Origin of the sequence: Arthrobacter sp. NPDC092385, assembly GCF_044755105.1 — a bacterium.
Taxonomy (GTDB): domain Bacteria; phylum Actinomycetota; class Actinomycetes; order Actinomycetales; family Micrococcaceae; genus Arthrobacter_D.
In genome coordinates this window covers 307832-326796 of sequence record NZ_JBIVQL010000001.1, presented here as the reverse complement: position 1 = coordinate 326796, position 18965 = coordinate 307832, and the positions used below count along the sequence as shown (strand labels likewise).

General features: G+C 68.9%; 15 protein-coding genes. 4 read left to right on the top strand and 11 right to left on the bottom strand.

Features of this window, described 5'->3' with window-relative positions; all coding sequences use genetic code 11:
• From ACIQCY_RS01625 to ACIQCY_RS01615, 3 genes are all read right to left on the bottom strand, one after another.
• A complete protein-coding gene (locus ACIQCY_RS01625; protein WP_400482140.1) occupies window positions 1–942 on the bottom strand; it encodes a sugar ABC transporter permease in 942 nt (313 codons plus the stop codon).
• Window positions 942–2537: an ABC transporter permease subunit gene (locus ACIQCY_RS01620; RefSeq protein WP_400482139.1), complete on the bottom strand. Its 1596-nt coding sequence runs from the start codon at window positions 2535–2537 to the stop codon at window positions 942–944. The genes ACIQCY_RS01625 and ACIQCY_RS01620 overlap by 1 nt, the downstream gene beginning before the upstream one ends.
• Before the next feature lie 119 nt (window positions 2538–2656).
• Window positions 2657–3955, bottom strand: coding sequence for an extracellular solute-binding protein (locus tag ACIQCY_RS01615; protein ID WP_400482138.1), 1299 nt, complete (start codon window positions 3953–3955; stop codon window positions 2657–2659).
• Window positions 3956–4210: 255 nt separating this feature from the next.
• Here ACIQCY_RS01615 and ACIQCY_RS01610 point away from each other — a divergent pair, with 255 nt between their 5' ends.
• The gene (locus tag ACIQCY_RS01610) at window positions 4211–5953 is read left to right on the top strand and encodes a glycoside hydrolase family 13 protein (protein ID WP_400482137.1); all 1743 of its coding nucleotides are present in this window, start codon (window positions 4211–4213) and stop codon (window positions 5951–5953) included.
• An 86-nt stretch (window positions 5954–6039) separates the two neighbouring features.
• The gene (locus ACIQCY_RS01605) at window positions 6040–7053 is read left to right on the top strand and encodes a LacI family DNA-binding transcriptional regulator (RefSeq protein ID WP_400482136.1); all 1014 of its coding nucleotides are present in this window, start codon (window positions 6040–6042) and stop codon (window positions 7051–7053) included.
• Window positions 7054–7115: 62 nt separating this feature from the next.
• On the opposite strand, the gene pulA is transcribed toward ACIQCY_RS01605, so the two are convergent.
• On the bottom strand, window positions 7116–10196 hold the full coding sequence (gene pulA / locus ACIQCY_RS01600; protein WP_400482135.1) for a pullulanase-type alpha-1,6-glucosidase: 3081 nt from the start codon (window positions 10194–10196) through the stop codon (window positions 7116–7118).
• Window positions 10197–10351: 155 nt separating this feature from the next.
• Between pulA and ACIQCY_RS01595 the strand changes: the two genes are divergently transcribed.
• Window positions 10352–11395, top strand: coding sequence for a LacI family DNA-binding transcriptional regulator (locus ACIQCY_RS01595; RefSeq protein ID WP_400482134.1), 1044 nt, complete (start codon window positions 10352–10354; stop codon window positions 11393–11395).
• Here the strand turns inward: ACIQCY_RS01595 and ACIQCY_RS01590 are convergent.
• From ACIQCY_RS01590 to ACIQCY_RS01565, 6 genes are all read right to left on the bottom strand, one after another.
• On the bottom strand, window positions 11392–11820 hold the full coding sequence (locus ACIQCY_RS01590; protein ID WP_400482133.1) for a heat shock protein transcriptional repressor HspR: 429 nt from the start codon (window positions 11818–11820) through the stop codon (window positions 11392–11394). The genes ACIQCY_RS01595 and ACIQCY_RS01590 overlap by 4 nt on opposite strands.
• 52 nt (window positions 11821–11872) lie before the next feature.
• Window positions 11873–12874 carry a DnaJ C-terminal domain-containing protein gene (locus ACIQCY_RS01585; protein WP_400482132.1) on the bottom strand — a complete coding sequence of 334 codons (1002 nt, stop codon included), beginning with the start codon at window positions 12872–12874 and terminating at the stop codon, window positions 11873–11875.
• A 207-nt stretch (window positions 12875–13081) separates the two neighbouring features.
• On the bottom strand, window positions 13082–13744 hold the full coding sequence (locus tag ACIQCY_RS01580; protein ID WP_400482131.1) for a nucleotide exchange factor GrpE: 663 nt from the start codon (window positions 13742–13744) through the stop codon (window positions 13082–13084).
• A gap of 2 nt (window positions 13745–13746) precedes the next feature.
• The gene (dnaK, locus tag ACIQCY_RS01575) at window positions 13747–15618 is read right to left on the bottom strand and encodes a molecular chaperone DnaK (protein ID WP_400482130.1); all 1872 of its coding nucleotides are present in this window, start codon (window positions 15616–15618) and stop codon (window positions 13747–13749) included.
• 140 nt (window positions 15619–15758) lie between these two features.
• Window positions 15759–17072, bottom strand: coding sequence for a DUF2252 domain-containing protein (locus ACIQCY_RS01570; RefSeq protein WP_400482129.1), 1314 nt, complete (start codon window positions 17070–17072; stop codon window positions 15759–15761).
• 52 nt (window positions 17073–17124) lie between these two features.
• Complete coding sequence (locus ACIQCY_RS01565) at window positions 17125–17841, bottom strand: EAL domain-containing protein (protein WP_400482128.1); 717 nt, start codon at window positions 17839–17841, stop codon at window positions 17125–17127.
• A 187-nt stretch (window positions 17842–18028) separates the two neighbouring features.
• Here ACIQCY_RS01565 and ACIQCY_RS01560 point away from each other — a divergent pair, with 187 nt between their 5' ends.
• Entirely contained in the window at window positions 18029–18253 is a 225-nt protein-coding gene (locus tag ACIQCY_RS01560; RefSeq protein WP_400482127.1) for a hypothetical protein, read from the top strand.
• 85 nt (window positions 18254–18338) lie between these two features.
• On the opposite strand, the gene ACIQCY_RS01555 is transcribed toward ACIQCY_RS01560, so the two are convergent.
• Window positions 18339–18941, bottom strand: a complete 603-nt coding sequence (locus ACIQCY_RS01555) for a LysE/ArgO family amino acid transporter (protein WP_400482126.1) — start codon at window positions 18939–18941, stop codon at window positions 18339–18341.
• Window positions 18942–18965 lie beyond the last annotated feature (24 nt).

The following is an 18965-nucleotide window of genomic DNA, read 5'->3' as shown; positions in this document are numbered from 1 at the left end:
TCAGCCCTTGACGGAGCCGGAGACGAGCCCGGTGGTGATGTACTTCTGCAGGAAGAGGAACAGGGCCATGACCGGCACGGCCGCGAGCACCGCTCCCGCCGCGAAGACGCCCCAGTTCTCGGACCGCTGCTGCGCCACGTAGGAGTACAGGCCGACGGCGAGGGTCTGCGAGTCGGGATCCGTCAGTACCACGCTGGCGATCACGAACTCGCTGCTCAGGCCGATGAACGCGAGGAGCCCGACGACGGCGAGGATGGGCGTGACGAGCGGCAGGATAATCGTGAAGAACACCTGCACGTGGCTTGCGCCGTCGATCCTGGCGGCCTCGTCGAGGGACTTCGGGACGGTGTTGAAGAAGCCGTACATGAGGTACGTGTTCACGCCGAGCGCGCCGCCGAGGTAGACCATGATCAGGCCGAGCTGGCTGCCGAGGCCGAGCCACGGGACGACGTCGGTGATGGCGTTCAGGAGCAGGAAGATCGCCACGACGGCGAGCAGCTGCGGGAACATCTGCAGGATCAGCAGCGAGAGCAGGCTCACGCGGCGGCCCTTGAAGCGCATGCGGCTGAACGCGTAGGCGGCGAGGGCCCCGAGGAAGACGGTGGCCGCGGACGTCACGACGCCGATGATCATCGTGTTCATGAACCACCGGCCGAAGGGCCTGCTCGGGTTGCTGAAGAGGGCCTCGAAGTTGCCGGTGTCGATCCTGCTGAACAGGACGTTCGAGCCCGCCATCGTGCCGTTGGAGTTCAGGGCGGCGGAGAGCACGTAGAGCAGCGGGAACACGGCGAAGACCGTGGTCACGACGCCGACGGCGTGGCGCCAGCCCTTGTGCCTGAACCACTGCCCGAACGTGCGCCTGCGCTGCTCCGGGATGCGCCCGGACCTGCCCGTGGTCGACTCGGCGGGGGCGACCGCCTGGGGATCGGTGAACGTGGTCATCAGTTGATGTCCTCCAGAGCCTTGGTCTGCCGGAAGCTGATGGCGGAGATCGCGGCGACGATTAGAAAGATGATGATGGACAGGGCGCTGGCCAGGCCGTAGTCGCGGCCCACACCGGTGCCGAACGCGATCTCGTAGACCATCGTGATCAGGATGTCGGTGTGACCGATGTTCGCGGTCGTGTCGGAGAAGCGGGGGCCGCCGTCGGTCAGCATGTAGATGACGTTGAAGTTGTTGAAGTTGAACGCGAAGCTCGCGATCAGCAGGGGCGCCACCGAGACCAGCAGCAGGGGCAGCTTGATGGCCGCGAAGATGCGCCACGCGGACGCGCCGTCCATGCGGGCGGCCTCGTCGACCTCCTCGGGCAGCGACTGCAGGGCCCCCGTGCACACCAGGAACATGTACGGGAAGCCGAGCCAGAGGTTCACGATGAGCACGCTGACCTTCGCGAGCAGCGGGTCCGTCAGCCACGGGATGTCCGCGCCGCCGAAGAAGGTGTTGTTGATGAAGCCGAATTCCGGGTTGAGCAGGCCGGACCAGACCAGGCCGGCGAGGAAGGCCGGGAAGGCGTAGGGCAGGATCATCAGGATGCGGTAGATCCGCTTGCCGCGGAGGTCCGGCAGGTTGAAGGCGTTCGCGAGGAAGAGCCCGAGAGCGAACGTGGACAGCACTGAGATGATCGCGAAGGTGAAGGTCCACAGGACCACCTGCAGCAGCGGGCCGCGGATGTTCGGATCGGTGAACGCCTTGACGAAGTTGTCGAAGCCGACGTTGATCTTCCAGCCGGTGCTCAGCTGCTCGCCGTCCGCGGACCGGAAGGAGCCCTCGCCGGTGTCGGAGTAGGTGGTCCCGGTCTCGAGGTCGGTGAAGGTGCTCGTGGCCTCGTCGTAGCTCAGCGCCGGGCGGTAGACATAGGCGTTCGAGCCGTCGCTGGTCTTGAGGCTGCCGTCCTCAGGATCGTCGGAGAACGGGACGGTGATGGCGAGGATGTCCGCCTGGTTGGCGAGGACCTCCCCGAACTGCAGCGTGCGGTAGCCCTCGAGCTCCACGCCTTTTCCGGTGCCGTCGGTGACGGCGCCGTCGGCCTCCGCGAGCGGCACGCCGGTGGTCCCCACGGACACGCCGCCGTCGGGATCGGTGGCGAGGAGGTGGTACCCGCCGTCGGCCTCGAGGACCGAGATCCGGTAGGCGGGGGAATCCGGGACCCGCTGCTGGGCCGAGAGCTGGATGGCGCTCACGGCGTCGGCCTTGGTGCTGTTGTGGCCGTCGCCGTAGTTGGTGAAGGCGACGTAGCCGCTGTAGATCATGACGAACACCTGGAAGATCACCAGGAAGAAGATGCCCGGGGCCAGGTACTTCGCGGGCAGACCGCCCCTGCGCAGGTAGATCCAGTTGATGAGGATCGTCATGGCCGCGCCGACGAGGAGGATCACCCACTTCTCCTGCAGGAAGAGCGTGATGAGGACGTAGACCGCGAAGGCGTCCACGAGGCCGAGCAGCACGATCTTCGCGAGCAGGCCGAGGGTCGAATCGGAGCGGGCGGCTGTCTTGGGGGGACGCGTTGCGGCCGGGCCGGGAGGGGCCGATGTGAGCATGGCGGAGGCTTTCGGTGATCGGCGCGGAAGGCCGCTGCTGTGGTGCCGCCACCTCGAAGGTGGCGAAGAGAAGGGTGGCGCCCGTCGCCGGGGCGACGGGCGCCAGGGTACTGCGGGTACTACTGTGCGGCGATCTTCGCCTCGATGTTGCTCACCATGGTGGTCCAGGCCGCGGCGGGGTCGCCCTCGCCCTTGATCAGCGCCAGTTCGGTGCCTCCCCAGTCGGCCCAGACGGCCTGCATCTCGGGCAGCGCGGGCATCGGGACGCCGTTGGCGCCGATCTCGCCGAACGCGGCGACGATGGGATCGGACGCGGCCTTGTCGAAGCTGGCCTTGAGGGCGGGCGGGCGGCCTCCGACGTCGTACATGGCATCCTGGGCGGTTTCGGTGCTCAGGTAGTTGACGGCGAACTCGTTCGCGGCGAGCGCGTTGGCGCTCTTCGACGAGATGAAGAAGCCGTTGACGCCGATGAAGGGCTGGGCGTCCTGGTCGCCGACCGTGGGGAGCTTGTCGACCGCGATGTTCAGGCCTGCGGCCTGTGCGTCGGGGACGTTCCACGGGCCGGTGAGGAAGTAGGGCGACTCGCCGGCGTAGAACTTCTCCTTGGCGATGTCACCGGTGATGTTCGAGTTGAAGATCTTGGACCCGGTGTCGCCCCACTCCACGAGCTTCTTGGCGAATTCGACGCCGTTCGGCTCGCCGAGGAGCAGTTCGTCGGCGTTGTAGCTGCCGTCCTCGTTCTGCCCGAAGACCGGGACGCCCATCGAGGTCTGCAGCGGGTACAGGTGGTAGGGGTCGCCCTGCTTGGGATCCAGGCCCACCAGGAAGGGGTACGTCGCGTCGCCTGCGGCAACGGCGGCCTCGCCGTTGGCGATGACCTCGTCGAAGGTGCCCGCGGCCTCGGGGACGAGATCCGTGTTGCGCAGCAGGCCGATGTTCTCGAGCGCGTAGGGCACACCGTAGACGTTGCCGTCATAGGTCATGGCCTGGACGGCGGACTCCTGGAACTCCGTCGCCTTGTCGCCGAGCTCCACGGGGGCGACGACGCCGTTCTGCACGAAGGTACCCAACCAGTCGTGGGGGCCCACGATCAGGTCCGGGCCCTTGCCGGTGGGCACCTGGGTGATGAAGTCGTCGCGGACGGCTGCGAAGTCCTTGACCGCGAGCTTGACCTCGATGCCCGTGTCCTCCTTGAAGGACTTGGTGATCTCCTCGAGGGCGGGTGCGCGCTCGGCGTCGACCCACATGGTGAGCGTGGTGGCACCTCCCGCGGCGAGGTCCGGGGCGGCGGAGCTGGAGCTGGGCGAGGAGGAATCGGCTGCCCCTCCGCCGCAGGCCGTGAGGGCCAGGACGGCGACCGACATGACGCCGGTGATCAGAGCGTGCCGACGCGTCGGCTGGATGGATCGCACCTTCATTGGTGAACCTTTAATGAGCGGCTTCTGTCGACCTCCCGGACGAAGCGCGGTGCTTCGCGAGCCGGGAGACGCGGGTGTTCCAGCCGCTCCCTACCGGAGGCGACGGTGACCCGAGTCACACTGTAAACGCTTGCATCCGCTTTGAGCAAAAGAGCGTGTGCGCCGCGCCGGAACCTCAGGAAAGACGCAAGGACAGGAAGCTGATCAATGAAAACGCTTCCATAATTCGGTCGGATGGGGTCTAGGATGATCGGCATGTCTGAGATCGCCCCCCTCCTGCACGGCGACGCCCTGTCCTCGCCCGATGCCTTCCATGCACCACTCCACGCTCCGTCCGAGGGCGACCAGTGGTGGCGCTCGTCCGTCATCTACCAGGTGTACCCGCGCTCGTTCCGGGATTCGAACGGGGACGGGATGGGCGACCTCCCGGGCATCACCGCGGAGCTCGGACACCTCGCCGAGCTCAGTATCGATGCGGTCTGGCTCTCGCCGTTCTTCACCTCGCCCCAGCGCGACGGCGGGTACGACGTCGCCGACTACTGCGACGTGGACCCGCTGTTCGGCACGCTGGCCGACTTCGACGCGCTCGTCGCCCGCGCGGACGGCCTCGGCATCCGCGTCATCGTCGACCTCGTGCCCAACCACTGCTCCGACGAGCACGCCCTCTTCCAGGCCGCCCTCGCGGCTCCCGCGGGCTCCGCGGAACGCGCGATGTTCATCTTCCGGGACGGCCGCGGCGCCGACGGCAGCGAACCGCCCAACAACTGGCAGTCGCACTTCGGCGGGCCGGCCTGGACGCGCGTCATCGACCCCGACGGCACACCCGGGCAGTGGTACCTGCACCTGTTCGACTCCTCGCAGCCCGACTTCAACTGGGACAACCCCGCGGTGCGGGCCGAGTTCGAGCGGGTCCTGCGCTTCTGGCTCGATCGCGGCGTCGGCGGCTTCCGCGTCGACGTGGCGCACGCCCTCATCAAGGCGGAGGGGCTGCCGGACTGGGGCGGGCGCGCCGACGGCGGTTCCTCCGAGGGCTTCCCGGGGTGGGAAGCACCCATGTTCGGCCAGGACGAGGTCCACGCCATCTACCGGCAGTGGCGAGCCATCCTCGCCGAGTACGACGGCGAGCGCATCCTGTGCGCCGAGGCCTCGATCGATCCCCTGCCGCGGCTCACGAACTGGGTCCGCCCGGACGAGATGCACCAGGCGTTCAACTTCGCCTACCTGCACCACCCGTGGAACGCCCACGGCCTCCGGCACGTCATCTCCTCCTCGCTGACCGCGTTCGACGCCGTCGACGCCCCCACCACATGGGTCCTCAGCAACCACGACGTCGTCCGGCATGCCAGCCGGTTCGGGCTGACCGACGGCCCGCCGCGCGGAGGCGACGGCATCGGCCGCGCCGACGCCCAGCCCGACACCGTGACCGGCCTCGCCCGGGCCCGCGCCGCGTCGCTCGCGATGTTCGCGCTGCCCGGCGGGATCTACCTGTACCAGGGCGAGGAGCTCGGCCTGCCCGACCACACGGCGATGCCCGACGACGCCCGGCAGGACCCGACGTTCGTCCGCACGGCCGGTGAACGGATCGGCCGCGACGGATGCCGCGTGCCCCTTCCCTGGCAGGCCGAGGCGCCGTCGTTCGGGTTCGGCGACGCCGAGGCGACCGCCGCGCCGTGGCTGCCCCAGCCCGAGGGCTGGGCCGAGTACGCCCGCGATGTGCAGTCGGCGGATTCCGAGTCCACCCTGTCGCTCTACCGCACCGCCCTGCAGCTCCGCCGCGACCTGCGCCTCGGAGCCGGTTCCCTCAGCTGGTCCCGCGACTTCGAGGCGTCCGACGTCGTCGCCTTCCGCAACGGGGAGGTGCTCGTGGTCCTGAACATGGGCGAGTTCGCCGCTCCGCTGCCGGACGGCAGGGTCATCGCCGCCAGCTCGCCGGGCTCGGTGACGGACGGCCTGCTCGCCCCGGATGCGTGCGTCTGGCTCATGGCCGCCGCCGGGTAGGAGATCCGCCACGGATCCGGAATGATCGGATGGGGACACCCCGGCCGGGGTGTCCCCATCACTGCTGCGAGCGCGGAAGGGGGCCCATGGCGGGCATCAAGGACGTCGCCGAGCTGGCCGGCGTCTCCACCGCCACCGTCTCCCGAGCCCTCAGCGGAAACGGGCGCGTCTCGGAGCGGGCGCGCGCACGCGTTCTGCAGGCCGCGCGGGAGCTCGGGTTCGTCGTCAGCTCGACGGCCTCCTCCCTGGCGTCCGGGCGGCACCGCAACATCGGCGTCGTCGTGCCGTCGGTGGCCCGCTGGTACTACTCGCAGATCGTGGACAGCCTCGCGGCGTCGCTCCTCACCGCCGGCTACGACCTCACGCTCTACAACCTGAACGAGGACGCCGGCATCCGCGACCGCGTCCTGTCGGAATTCCTGCTGCGCCAGCGGTGCGACGGCGTCATCCCTGTGTCGCTCGAGCTGAGCCGGGAGGAACTCGGCCAGCTCCTGGCGGTCGGCAAGCCCGTCGTCGGGATCGGCGGGCCGCTCCCGGGGGCCGAGACCTACAGCGTCAACGACCACGAGATCGCCGAACTCGCCACCGAGCACCTCATCAACCTCGGCCACCGGCGCATCGCCCACATCGGCGGGTCCGACGCCTTCGAGAACGACTTCCGGATCGCAGGGACCCGGCGCCACGGCTACGAATCGGCGATGGCCGCGGCCGGCCTGGAGATCCTCCCCTCGTGGCGCGTGGGCGCCGACTTCACCATCCAGGGCGGCTACGGCGAGGCGAAGCAGCTCCTCGGCTACCCGCGCGACACCCCGACCGCGGTCTTCTGCGCCTCGGACGAGATGGCCATCGGCGCGATCCTCGCCGCCCGCGAGCTGGGGCTGCGGGTCCCCGAGGACGTCTCCGTGATCGGCATCGACGGGCACGAGCTCGGCGAGGCGCTCGGCCTGACCACCGTGGCCCAGTTCCCGCAGCAGCAGGGGAAGCGGGCCGTCGAGCGCCTGCTGCAGATCCTGCAGGACCCCGATGCCTACCGTCCGATGAACCATTCGGCCCGGACGGCGCTGATCATCAGGTCGAGCACCGCCGCGCCGGCGCCCTGAGGCCCCTGCAACGCGCAGGGCCCGGCACCCCGTCGGGGATACCGGGCCCTGCGGAGGCCTGATCACCGCGCTTCGAACACCGCCACCGTGCGCGCCGGGACCGTGAACGTCCCGTCCGTGGTGGCTGCCGCCCGACGCACGACGTCGTCGCTCCCGCCCGCCTGGACGGCGTGCAGCGCGAAGCCCTGGCCGGCAGCGGCCGGGACCTGCTGCGTCGTGGCCTCGTCGGAGGCGTTGAAGACCACGACGATGCCCTTCCGCTCCGGATCGGCGTCCGGGCCGACGGTGTCGTCCAGGTGCATCACGATCACGCCGGGCGACTGGTCGGGGCCGCTGCCCGGGAAGGACAGCTTCTGCTGGACGAGTTCGGCGGTGCCGAGGCTGAACAGGGGGCTGCCCTGCCGGATCTCCAGCAGGTCCTGCGCCTGGGCACTCGCCGCCCCGATCTCCGCCGGTGACGGCTTGAGGGCCGGGTCCGCCAGCAGCGGCTGCATGAACGCGTACTTGCCCTCGTTGTCCGCCCGCGGTGGCAGTCCCCGGCCGAAGCCGTTGTCCGTGCCCGTGTGGTCGAGGAGGTTGAACCAGTCGCCGGAGTCGTAGCTGTTGCGGTCCAGCGACTTGCTGCGCAGCGCCTCACCGCCCGCATGCCAGAAGGAGATGCCCTGGCCGAGCGCCGTGGTGGAGAGGGCCAGCGTCTGCATCCTGACGCGGTCGGCCATCGGGGTGCCGGCCGGCAGCTTGAAGGCGAGAGCGTCGAAGAGCGTCTCGTTGTCGTGTGCCTCGACGTAGGTGATGGTCTCCTGCGGGTCCGCGGCGTACCCGGCGGGGGCGCCGTTGTAGTCGACGTCGGCGCCGGTCACTCGGTTCCCGGAGCGGTCGGTGAACGCGTAGTCCTTCAGGTTGCCGGTGAGCCCCACCCGGATCTGGTCCTGGGACAGCAGCAGCCGGGCGCGCTGTTCGGCCTCGGTCCCGTTGCCCGCGACGCCGTTCGGGTCCGTCAGGAGTCCCGAGGCGAAGCCCTGGATCCTCGGGTCGTCGTCGAAGGGTCCGCCGCCGCGCACGGCGTCCCGGAGCCGGTCGTTGAACGTGCCGATACCGGTGCCGGCCATGTTCACCTGGGTGGCCTGCACGAAGCGGGCGTCGTCCGCCACCTCGCCGAAGTTCCAGCCCTCGCCGTAGAGGTAGATGGACCTGCCGTCCACGCCGTCGCGCTTGAGCGTCAGCTGGTCGAGGGCCGCACGGACGTCGAGGATGTTCTGCTTCGAGTGGTGCCCCATGAGGTCGAACCGGAAGCCGTCGAGCTTGTAGGTCCGCGCGAGCGTGACCATCGAGTCGACCATCAGCTTGCCCATCATGGTGTGCTCCGTCGCCGTGTTCGGGCAGCAGGTCGAGGTCTCGACGGCGCCCGACCCGGGGTCGAGGCGGTGGTAGTAGCCGGGCACGATCCGGTCGAGGTTGTTCGTCGAGGACTGGCCGGCGCCCGCGGTGTGGTTGTACACGACGTCCTGGATGACGCGCAGACCCGCCTCGTTGAGCGACGCGACCATGCCCCGGAACTCGCGGATGCGGGTGGCGTCCGCGGGGTTCGTCGAGTAGGAGCCCTCCGGCGTCGTGTAGTGCAGCGGGTCGTAGCCCCAGTTGAAGCCGTCACGGGCGGCGACGTCGGCGACGCATTCCTGCTGCTCCGTGCTGTCGGGGGCGAAGGAGGCGAGGTCGCAGGCGGGTTCGGCCTGCCGGGCCCTGTCCTCCTCGATGGTGCCGATGTCGTTCACGGGCAGGAGGTGGACGGCGTTCAGTCCGCGGTCGGCGAGTCCCGAGAGCCGCTTCATCCCGTCGCTCGCCGGGTGGCTGAAGGCCGCATAGGTTCCGCGTGCGGCCGCGGGCACCGTGCTGTCGGTGATCGAGAAGTCGCGCACGTGGAGTTCGTAGACGGACAGCTCCTCGGGGCGCTGCAGGGCCGGCTTGGCCAGGCGGGACCACGACGGCGGCAGCAGGGCCGGGTCCGAGAGATCCACGAACAGGGACCGTTCCGAGTTCGTGGACAGGCCGACGCTGTAGGGGTCGGTCACGAGGTTGTGTTCCACGGCGCCGGTCTCGGGAACGAAGACCTCGACGTCGTACAGGTAGTACGCGCCGTTCCAGTCCTTCTCGCCGTCGACGCTCCACACGCCGTCCTTGCCCGCGCGCAGGGGGCGCGTGGCGATCGGGTCTCCCCCGGAGCCGTCGCGGAAGACGTGCACGGAGACGCTGCGGGCGGTCGGCGCCCAGAGGTCGAGGTGCGGCTTCCCGCCCTTCCAGCTGAGGCCGAGCTGCTGGCGGGCGGCCCCGGCGTAGAGGTCGTCGAGGACGCCGGGCACCTGGACGCCGGTGGTCGCCAGGAGTTCTCCCTCCGGCGAGACGGCGGCGAGGAGCAGTTGTCCCTCGAGCAGCTCCCCCGCCTTCCGGGCGTCCTTCTTCCCGAGCGTCAGCGTCGCGAGGTCAGCGAGGTGCGGGTACCGGGCCGCGAGGTCGGCGGGCAGTGCGTCGCCCTGCCGTGAGAGGTCGAGGTAGGTGCCGCCCGTGACGGCATCGTCCCCGGCGACCAGTCCGCCCTCGGGGGCGGAGTACAGCCGGAAGCGCGCATCCTCGGGGACGTCCGCTCCCCAGGCGAGGGTGTCGGCGGTCAGCCAGTGCGCCGCCACCGATCCCGTGGGCGCCTGCGGCACGTCCGTCGAGACGGCATGCGTGCGGTGGTTGTAGGTGAAGGTCACCGGGCCTCCCGGAGCCTGCAGTGCCAGGTTCACGCCACCGGCAGCACCCCCGGCGCCGTAGTTCTCACCCCATGACCCATTCAGCGCCACCTTGTACTCGTAGGATCCGGCGGGGACGTCGAAGGTCGCCGACCAGGTGTCCGGCGAACCGTCCACGGGTACGAGTCTCGTGGCCGCACACTCCGGCTGCCAGTCGTCGGGGCAACCGAGTTCTGCTTGCAGGGAGCCGACGAGCGCCACCGTGCCGGGCGCACCCGTGTGGTCGGCCAGCGCGGGCGCGGGCATCAGGGCCGCGAGGAGCGGCGCGGTCAGGACGACGGCGGCCAGCCGGGACCTGCGCCGACGGGCGGGCCTCCCGGCGGTCCGGGCCGCGTCCGTGGTGTTCAGGGTCATGGTGGTCCTTCCCGGGCCGTGCGTCGCTGCAGGCCGGACTGAGGAGGGGTGGTCATCCCGACCCTAGGGAGGCGGTAAGCCGAGCGTCAAGGAATTTGCAAAACTTTCGCGCAATCTTTCTCGAAGCGTTGCGCTGCTGCGCTAGATTGGGGGTCATGACTCCCGGCATCCGTAGCGAGCGGCCTCGCCTGGACGACGTCGCGCGCACCGCCGGCGTCAGCGTGCCCACCGTGTCGCGCGTCCTGAACGGCAAGGGCGGTGCCTCCCAGGAGACGCGGCAGGCCGTCCTCGCGGCAATGGACAACCTGGGCTACGAGCGGCCCGCACGCACGGCGGGGCGATCGAAGGGGCAGATCGGCGTCGTCGTCCCCGACCTCGTCAACCCCATCTTCCCGGCCTTCGCCGGCGCCATCGCGGCCCTGCTGGCGCCCAACGACTACATCCCGGCCCTGTGCACCCTGCCCGGCGGGGGCATCACCGAGGACGAGTACGTCGCCCTTCTGCTGGACCAGGGCGTCAGCGGGATCATCTTCGTCTGCGCCGCGCACTCCGACGGCCGGGCGAGCATGGAGCGCTACCGGCGCCTGCGCGGCCGCGTGCCGTTCGTCCTGGTCAACGGGGCCAGGCCGGAGATCGACGCCCCGTCCGTCTCGAACGACGACGCGACCGCCATCCGCACGGCCGTGCGGCACCTCGTGGCGCAGGGCCACCAGCGGGTCGGCTTCGCGACCGGCTCCGACCGCTTCATCCCGAGCCGCCGGAAGCTGGAGGGTTTCCGGTCCGGGCTCGTCCAGTTCCTCGGCGACGACGACGCCGACCCGCACATCGCGACGAGCATGTTCACCATCGAGGGCGGGCAGAGCGCCGCGAACGAACTCATCGACAGCGGGCATACCGGGATCGTCTGTGCCTCGGACATCATGGCCCTCGGCGCCGTCCGCGCCGCGCACACGCGTGGCCTGCGCGTCCCGGAGGACATCTCGGTGATCGGATTCGACGACTCCCCGCTCATGGCCTTCACCGATCCGCCGCTGACGACCCTGCGGCAGAACGTGGCGGCGATGGCGGAAGCGGCGGTGCACGCCCTGGTCACCGAACTGGACGGGGACCGGACCACACGGGCGGACATCCTGTTCCAGGCGGACCTGGTGGTCCGCGGTTCCACCGGCGCGGGGCCGGCGGTGCGCAGCGGCGGCTAGTTCGCGGTCCTGGACGTGTCCGGCCGCCACACCACGAGTGCCTGGCTGCGCGGGCGCGGTCGCTGGCCGCGGGCGAGCGTGACGACGTCGCCGGCAAGCCCCGCGGCGAAGATGCGGCTGGTCTCCGACTGGATGCGGCGGGATGCCAGTTCGGAGGACAGCTCGGTGATGCGCGACTGCAGTGCCGAGACCTGGTTCTCGAGTTCGAGGATCCGCCGGATGCCCTCGAGGGACACCCCTTCCTGCGACAGCTTCTGGATCTCGCGCAGGGTGCCCACGTCCTTCTGCGAGTACCGCCGTGCCCGCCCCGGCGCCCGGCTGGGCGTCACGAGGCCCAGCCGGTCGTACTGCCTGAGCGTCTGCGGGTGCATGTCGGCGAGTTCGGCGGCGACGGAGATGACGTAGATGGGCATTGTGTAGTCCATTGCATTGCCTCCTTCCGTTGCCGGTGCTCCCGGCGGTTGCTCGAACGTACTGTTACAGGCGCGCCTTCGCGGCGAGCCCCGCGCGGGGATCGGCGTCCTTCGTCGCGGCACGGAACGCCTCCACGGCGGCCTCCGCCTCCTTGGACAGATTCTGCGGAACGACGACGTCGACGGACACCAGGAGATCGCCGGTGGCCTTGGAGGTCTTCACTCCCCTGCCCTTGAGCCGCAGTGTCCTGCCCGACGGCGTCCCGGCAGGGACCCTCATCTTCACGAGCTCGCCGGTGATGGTCGGCACCTCGATCTGGGCGCCGAGCGCGGCCTCCGGGAAGCTGACGGGAACCTGCACGCGGATGTTGTCGCCGTCGCGCTTGAAGAACGGGTGCTCCTTGACGTTGACGGTGACCATGAGGTCGCCGGGGCCGGCCTGGCCGGGCTGTCCCTTGCCCTTGACCCGGACTTTCTGTCCGTCGCGGATGCCTGCCGGGATGCGCACGTCGATCTGCTCACCGGAGGGCTCGCGCAGGCCGATCGTGGTTCCGTTGATGGATCCCGCGAAGGAGATGGACGTGCTGGCCGTGCGGTCCGCACCCTTCTGCGGGCGCGTGGACTGGAAGCCGCCGGGGAATCCGTTGCCGCCCACTCCACCGCCGCCGAACAGGTCCGCGAATTCCGGCGGCAGGTTGCTGTTCGAGAAGCCGGTGCGCTGCCGCGTCCCGGTTGCCGCGCCCTGGCCGAACAGGTTCCCGAAGATGTCCTCGAATCCGGCGCTGCCGCCGGCTCCGCCACCAGCGCCGCCGGCGGAGAACCGCGCTCCGCCGCCCATGGCGCGGATGGCGTCGTACTGCTGGCGCTGCTCGGCGTCGGACAGCACGGAATAGGCCTCCGATACGTCCTTGAACGTCCGCTCGGACGCCGCGTCACCCTGGTTCTGGTCCGGGTGGTGCTTGCGAGCGAGTTTCCGGTACGCCTTCTTGATGTCGTCACCGGACGCATCTTTGGAGACACCGAGGATCTTGTAGAAATCCTTGTCGACCCAATCCTGACTAGCCAACTGGCGTCTCCTTTCGTAGGTACTGCTGAAGATGTAGGGGCCGGACGGGTCCGGCCGTACCCCGAGTTCCCGGCCTTTCCTCTCAACCGGTCAGTTCGGGGAAGACGGGTGGGGCCGTCTTCTGTAGGGCCTTCAATATTCCCGAGCGAGCTCTGCGAGCTCAGGAATTTCGTTGGCCCGGGAAGACTGCCCCACCCGGCGTTCCAGTTACTCCGGAACCGCCACGATGACCTGCGCGGCCCGGAGGACGCGCTCACCCTTGCGGTACCCGGCGCGGAGGATCTGGCTGACGCTGTCAGCCTCGACGTCCGCACTCGGCTGCTGCATGAGCGCTTCGTGGATGTTCGGGTCGAACGCCACGCCGACCTCGTCGATGCGGGTGAGCTCGTACGTCCTGAGGACGTTCTCGAGCTTGCCGGCGATCGCCGCGAACGGGCCCTCGGCCAGGTCGCCGTGCTGGCGTGCGGCGTCGATGTCGTCGAGGACGGGCATCAGCGAGTTGATGACGCCGATGATCGCCTGGTCCCGTGCGACGTCGCGGTCACGCTCGACGCGCCGCCGGTAGTTGACGTACTCGGCCTGCAGGCGGAGCAGGTCGTTGCGGAGCTCCGCGACGACGTCGACCGCAGGGTTGCTCTCGCCTTCGGCGCCGGCCTCGTTGAGGATGGCCTCGGCCTGTGCCAGGGCATCCCCCTCGGAGGCATCGCCAGCGGGTACGGCCTGCCCTCCGGCCGCGGATTCCTCCGCGGCCGGAGTGCCGGCGTCGTCCTGCTGCCCACGGACTTCGCCCGTCTCGGGGTCGATCTTCCGGTTGTCGCGAAAACTCACCGGCTCTGACTGGTGCTCTTCTTCATTTCCGTGGTGCGGCATGGCTACTTCTTCTCGCTGGTGTCTTCGTCGACGACCTCGGCGTCGACGATGTCCTCGTCGCTGCCTGCGGAGGCTGACTGGTCATCGGCCGGGGCCCCGGCGGCGGAGCCTGCGTCCTGCTGGGCCGACGCGTAGATCGCTTCACCGAGCTTCGACTGCGAAGCCTGCAGCTTCTCGAAGGCCGACTTCACCTCGTCGTCGTTGTCCTGCGACTCGAGCGCCTTCTTGAGGGCGTCGACGTCGGCCTGGACGTCGGTCCGGACGTCCTCGGGCAGCTTGTCCGAGTTGTCGGCGATGAGCTTGTCCACCGAGTAGGCGAGCTGCTCGGCGCCGTTGCGGGTGTCAGCGGCCTCGCGGCGCTTCTTGTCCTCGGCTGCGTGCTCCTCGGCCTCGCGCACCATGCGGTCGATGTCCTCCTTGGAGAGGGAGGAGCCACCGGTGATGGTCATCGACTGCTCGGTACCCGTGCCCTTGTCCTTGGCGGACACGTGCACGATGCCGTTGGCGTCGATGTCGAAGGTGACCTCGACCTGCGGGACGCCGCGCGGAGCCGGGGCGATACCGGTCAGCTCGAACGTGCCCAGCGGCTTGTTGTCCCGGGTGAACTCGCGCTCGCCCTGAAACACCTGGATGGCGACGGACGGCTGGTTGTCGTCCGCCGTGGTGAAGGTCTCGCTGCGCTTGGTGGGGATGGCCGTGTTGCGCTCGATGAGCTTGGTCATCATGCCACCCTTGGTCTCGATGCCGAGGGACAGCGGGGTGACGTCGATCAGGAGGACGTCCTTGCGCTCGCCCTTCAGGACACCGGCCTGCAGTGCGGCGCCGACGGCGACGACCTCATCGGGGTTGACGCCCTTGTTGGGCTCCTTGCCGCCTGCGAGCTCCCTCACGAGTTCGACGACGGCGGGCATGCGGGTCGAGCCGCCGACCAGGACGATGTGGTCGATGTCGGCCACCTTGATGCCTGCCTCGGAGATGACGTCGTGGAACGGCTTCTTGGTGCGGTCCAGCAGGTCCTTGGTGAGGTCCTGGAACTTGGCGCGCGACAGGTGCTCGTCGAGGTGGACGGGTCCGTCCGCCGTGACGGAGAGGTACTGCAGCGAGATGTTGGTGGACGTCGCCGAGGACAGTTCCTTCTTGGCCTGCTCCGCAGCCTCCTTCAGGCGCTGCAGGGCGATCTTGTCCTTCGACAGATCGGCGCCCTTCGCCTTGGCCTGCGAGAGCAGGTAGTCGACGACGCGCTGGTCCCAGTCGTCGCCACCGAGGCGGTTGTCACCGGCGGTGGAGCGGACCTGGATGGTGGAGAAGGCGTCCTCGTCCTTGCCGACTTCGAGGAGGGAGACGTCGAACGTTCCGCCGCCGAGGTCGAACACGAGGATCAGCTCGTCTTCCTTGCCCTTGTCGAGGCCGTAGGCCAGGGCTGCCGCGGTGGGCTCGTTGACGATGCGCAGGACCTTCAGGCCGGCGACCTCACCGGCCTCCTTGGTGGCCTGGCGCTCGGCGTCGTTGAAGTACGCGGGGACGGTGATGACCGCGTCGGTGACCTTCTCGCCGAGGTAGCTCTCGGCGTCCGTCTTGAGCTTCTGGAGGATGCGCGCGGAGATCTCCTGCGGCGTGTACTTCTTGTCGTCGATGGCGACGGTCCAGTCGGTGCCCATGTGGCGCTTGACCGAGGAGATGGTGCGGTCGATGTTGTTGACGGCCTGGCGCTTGGCGATCTCGCCGACCAGGACCTCGCCGGACTTGGAGAAAGCGACGATCGACGGCGTGGTGCGCGCGCCCTCGGCGTTCGCGATGACGGTGGGCTCGCCACCCTCGAGAACCGAGACGACCGAGTTGGTGGTTCCGAGGTCAATACCTACTGCACGTGACATGCAATTTCCTTTCGACTGCCCGGGATTTGCGAGGCGCTCATCCGCCGGGCGCGTAGATTGAGCGTTCTGCACTCAAGTATAGGCGGGGAGGCGCCGAGGATCAAAACGAAGTTGAGTCCTCTTGACTCAACTCCTTTTCCTCAGGTAGCGGGAACGGCGGTGATGAGGCCCTCCCGGAAGGCGTCGACGAAGAGCGCGTGATCCTTCCGGACCGTGTCCGCGTAGGCTTCACCGAACTCGACGATGTCCTCGATGAAGTCGGAACGCGAGCGCTCGACGGCGTCGAGGATGGCGGTCTCGGTGCGGAACGGCACCAGGTCGTGGTCGCTGTCCTCGTCCGTGGAGCAGTGGATCTTCGCGGTGGCCTGGCCCAGTGCCTCGAGGACGGGTTGCATCTGCTCCGGCTCCGTGAGGTCGTCCCAGGAGAGGTCCCGCTTGTAGGGGGAGAGTTCGGACACCACGAACGAGACGCCGCGGATGGTGGTGTAGCCCAGGAAGGGATCGGTGTGGGACTGCAGCGAGCGCTGGCTGATCACGGCCCGGTGCCCGTCGTCCGCGAAGTAGCCGCGGACGCGCTCGTCGTCCACGATCCGGCTCGGAGCGGCGATGTTCGACTGCTTCATCGTCAGGATGATGTCGTTCTCCTGCGCTTCGTCGAATCCTTCGATCAGCACGTTGTAGGTCGGCAGGCCGGCGCTGCCGATCCCGAAGCCCTTCTTGCCCACGATGCCCTTCACCCGGTAGAAGACGCGGCGGCGCGAGCGCTCGCTGTCGGGGATGGTCCCGAGATAGCGTTCGAAGGCCGCCGCCACCTCGGCATGCTCATCCTCGTCGAGCGTCCTGATCGAGCCGTCGTCGCGGAACTGGCGCTCGTAGTCCTCGATGAGCGTGAGCGAGTCGAGCAGCCGCGTGCGCCGCGCGGCGCGGGCCTGCTGCAGGACGTCGTGGATAGGGCCCTCCGTATTCTCGAGCCCGAAGGCGAAAGCGGACTGTTCGTCCTCCACGTAGTCGGCGACCCGGCCGAGGTACGCCTCGAGGTAGGTGCGGGCGAGGTTCCGTACGGCCTCGGACGGCAGGGCCTTCTGCCAGCACAGCAGCGTCAGCGACGCGACGAAGCGGCGCAGGTCCCAGGAGAAGTGACCGACATACGCCTCGTCGAAATCGTTGACGTCGAAGGTCAGCCGGCCCTCGTTGCTCATGTAGGTGCCGAAGTTCTCGGCATGCAGGTCCCCGTGGATCCAGACCCGGCCGGTGCGCTCGTCCGCCCAGCTGTCCTCGAGGTCCGCCATGTCGGTGTAGAACAGGGACGCACTCCCGCGGTAGAAAGCGTAGGGATCCGCAGCCATCTTCCGGAACCGCGCGCGGAAGGCGAGGGGGTCGACACCCATGAGGTCCTGATGGGCCTCGACGAGGGTGCTCACGATGTGCTGCTGACGGGATTCGGTGGCTGCCATCCGCCCACGGTACGCCTGCGCCTCCGCGATCAGGTCCGCGCCGTCCCGAACGCTAGGCGACAGCGGTGACGTCAGGGGCAGACCAGCGATGCACGTCCGGAAGTGCCTCGAAGGCCGGCTTCGCGAACCAGTATCCCTGGAACAGGCGGACGCCGGCCGCCGTGAGGAACAGGAACTCCGACTCCGTCTCGACGCCTTCGGCGAGCACCGTGATGCCCAGCTCGTCGGCGATGCCCACGACGCCGGTGACGACGGCCTGGCGGGCTGCACTGCTGTCGACACCGCGGATGAGCTTCATGTCGATCTTGAGCAGGTCCGGCTGGAACTCGACCAGGAGCCCCAGCCCTGCATGGCCGGCGCCGAAGTCGTCGATGGCGGTGGTGAAACCATGCTTGCGATACTCGGCGATGATATTCGTGAGGTGGGCGGTGTCCGTCACCTCCTCATCCTCCGTGAACTCGAACATGATGGACGTCGTCGGAAAGCTGTACCGCTCGGCTGCACCCAGCGTCGCCCGAAGGCACGCAGCCGGTTCGTAGACTGCGTTCGGCATGAAGTTGATGGACAGCTTCAAATCCTCACCTGCAGGAAACAGGCGCGACGCCAGTTCGATCGCCTTGACCCGACAGTCCTGGTCGAAGCGGTACTTCTGCTCCGGCCCGACCTTCGACAGCACCTCGAGAGCACCCTCGCCCGATAGGCCGCGGACCAACGCCTCATAGCCCCACACGCGACCGGCAACCGCATCATAGATGGGCTGGAAAGCCATGCTGAACTCGAAGTCGAGTCTCGAAGATGTCGCGCAGCCACTGCATGCCATGCGGAGTGCCCCCTCACTGGTTCCGTCCACGCCCAACGATATCCGGTGGGTCTGCGCCAGGGGTGTCGGACAAGCCCGGGCAGAGGCGCGTCGACACCGACAGCATGTCGCCACCGCTGGCTGCCATACTTCGGGCATGGATCTTGAACAGTGGTGGAACGACGTGATGCCGGAGACGCGGGACTGGCTCGTCGCCAACAACGGGGATGCACTGACGCCGGAAGTCGTCGCCGATATCAGCCGCGCGGGTGGCCTCATCGCCGCGGATTCCTGGTGGATGGGCGAGCGCGGGCCCGACGGCGTCTTCTTGTCCGACGCGGCGACGGACTGGATCGAGGAACGCGCCAACGGCGAGCAGTAGCAGCCGCTGCGGGGAGCACGCCGACGCGCCGGGCAGGAACGATTCCCTGCCCTGCCGATGCCGGGGCTGTGAGGCCGGCCTCCGGCTACCGGGCGACGAGCATCACCGCGAGGAGGAGCATGACGACGGCGATCAGCGCGTCCAGGACCCGCCAGGCCCAGGGCCGCGTGAAGAGGGGGGCCAGGAAACGGGCCCCGGCACCGAGAGCCGTGAACCAGACGATACTGCCGAGGCCCGCCCCGGCAGCGAACCACCACTTCCCCTCCGACCCGTGCGTACTCGCGAGGGACCCCAGCAGCAGCACCGTGTCGAGGTACACGTGGGGATTGAGCCACGTCAGGGCCAGGCATGTCCCGAGGGCCGTCTTCCACGACGTGGCGCGACCGCCGGCGGTCTCGAGGTGCTCGCCCCGAAGCGCCCGCCGCGCCGCGAGAACGGCGTATCCGCCGAGGAACGCCGCACCCGCCCACCGGACCACCTCGAGGAGCACGGGTGCCTGCTCGATGGCCACGCCCAGTCCGCCGACGCCGAGCGCGATCAGCACGAGGTCGGAGACGGCGCACACCACCACGACCAGGAGGACATGGGACCGGAGAAGCCCCTGCCGCAGGACGAAGGCGTTCTGCGAACCGATGGCGACGATGAGGGTCAGGCCTGCAGCGAGGCCGGTGGCAGCGGTGGTGATCACCCCACCAACCTAGGATCCGGCGGC

Bases quoted from the DNA above. Each gene is read 5' to 3' on its own strand.
- pulA (WP_400482135.1), bottom strand. From the start codon at position 10,196: ATGACCCTGAACACCACGGACGCGGCCCGGACCGCCGGGAGGCCCGCC.
- ACIQCY_RS01625 (WP_400482140.1), bottom strand. From the start codon at position 942: ATGACCACGTTCACCGATCCCCAGGCGGTCGCCCCCGCCGAGTCGACC.
- ACIQCY_RS01570 (WP_400482129.1), bottom strand. From the start codon at position 17,072: ATGGCAGCCACCGAATCCCGTCAGCAGCACATCGTGAGCACCCTCGTC.
- ACIQCY_RS01595 (WP_400482134.1), top strand. From the start codon at position 10,352: ATGACTCCCGGCATCCGTAGCGAGCGGCCTCGCCTGGACGACGTCGCG.
- ACIQCY_RS01615 (WP_400482138.1), bottom strand. From the start codon at position 3,955: ATGAAGGTGCGATCCATCCAGCCGACGCGTCGGCACGCTCTGATCACC.
- dnaK (WP_400482130.1), bottom strand. From the start codon at position 15,618: ATGTCACGTGCAGTAGGTATTGACCTCGGAACCACCAACTCGGTCGTC.
- ACIQCY_RS01560 (WP_400482127.1), top strand. From the start codon at position 18,029: ATGGATCTTGAACAGTGGTGGAACGACGTGATGCCGGAGACGCGGGAC.
- ACIQCY_RS01605 (WP_400482136.1), top strand. From the start codon at position 6,040: ATGGCGGGCATCAAGGACGTCGCCGAGCTGGCCGGCGTCTCCACCGCC.
- ACIQCY_RS01610 (WP_400482137.1), top strand. From the start codon at position 4,211: ATGTCTGAGATCGCCCCCCTCCTGCACGGCGACGCCCTGTCCTCGCCC.
- ACIQCY_RS01620 (WP_400482139.1), bottom strand. From the start codon at position 2,537: ATGCTCACATCGGCCCCTCCCGGCCCGGCCGCAACGCGTCCCCCCAAG.
- ACIQCY_RS01590 (WP_400482133.1), bottom strand. From the start codon at position 11,820: ATGGACTACACAATGCCCATCTACGTCATCTCCGTCGCCGCCGAACTC.
- ACIQCY_RS01565 (WP_400482128.1), bottom strand. From the start codon at position 17,841: ATGGCTTTCCAGCCCATCTATGATGCGGTTGCCGGTCGCGTGTGGGGC.
- ACIQCY_RS01580 (WP_400482131.1), bottom strand. From the start codon at position 13,744: ATGCCGCACCACGGAAATGAAGAAGAGCACCAGTCAGAGCCGGTGAGT.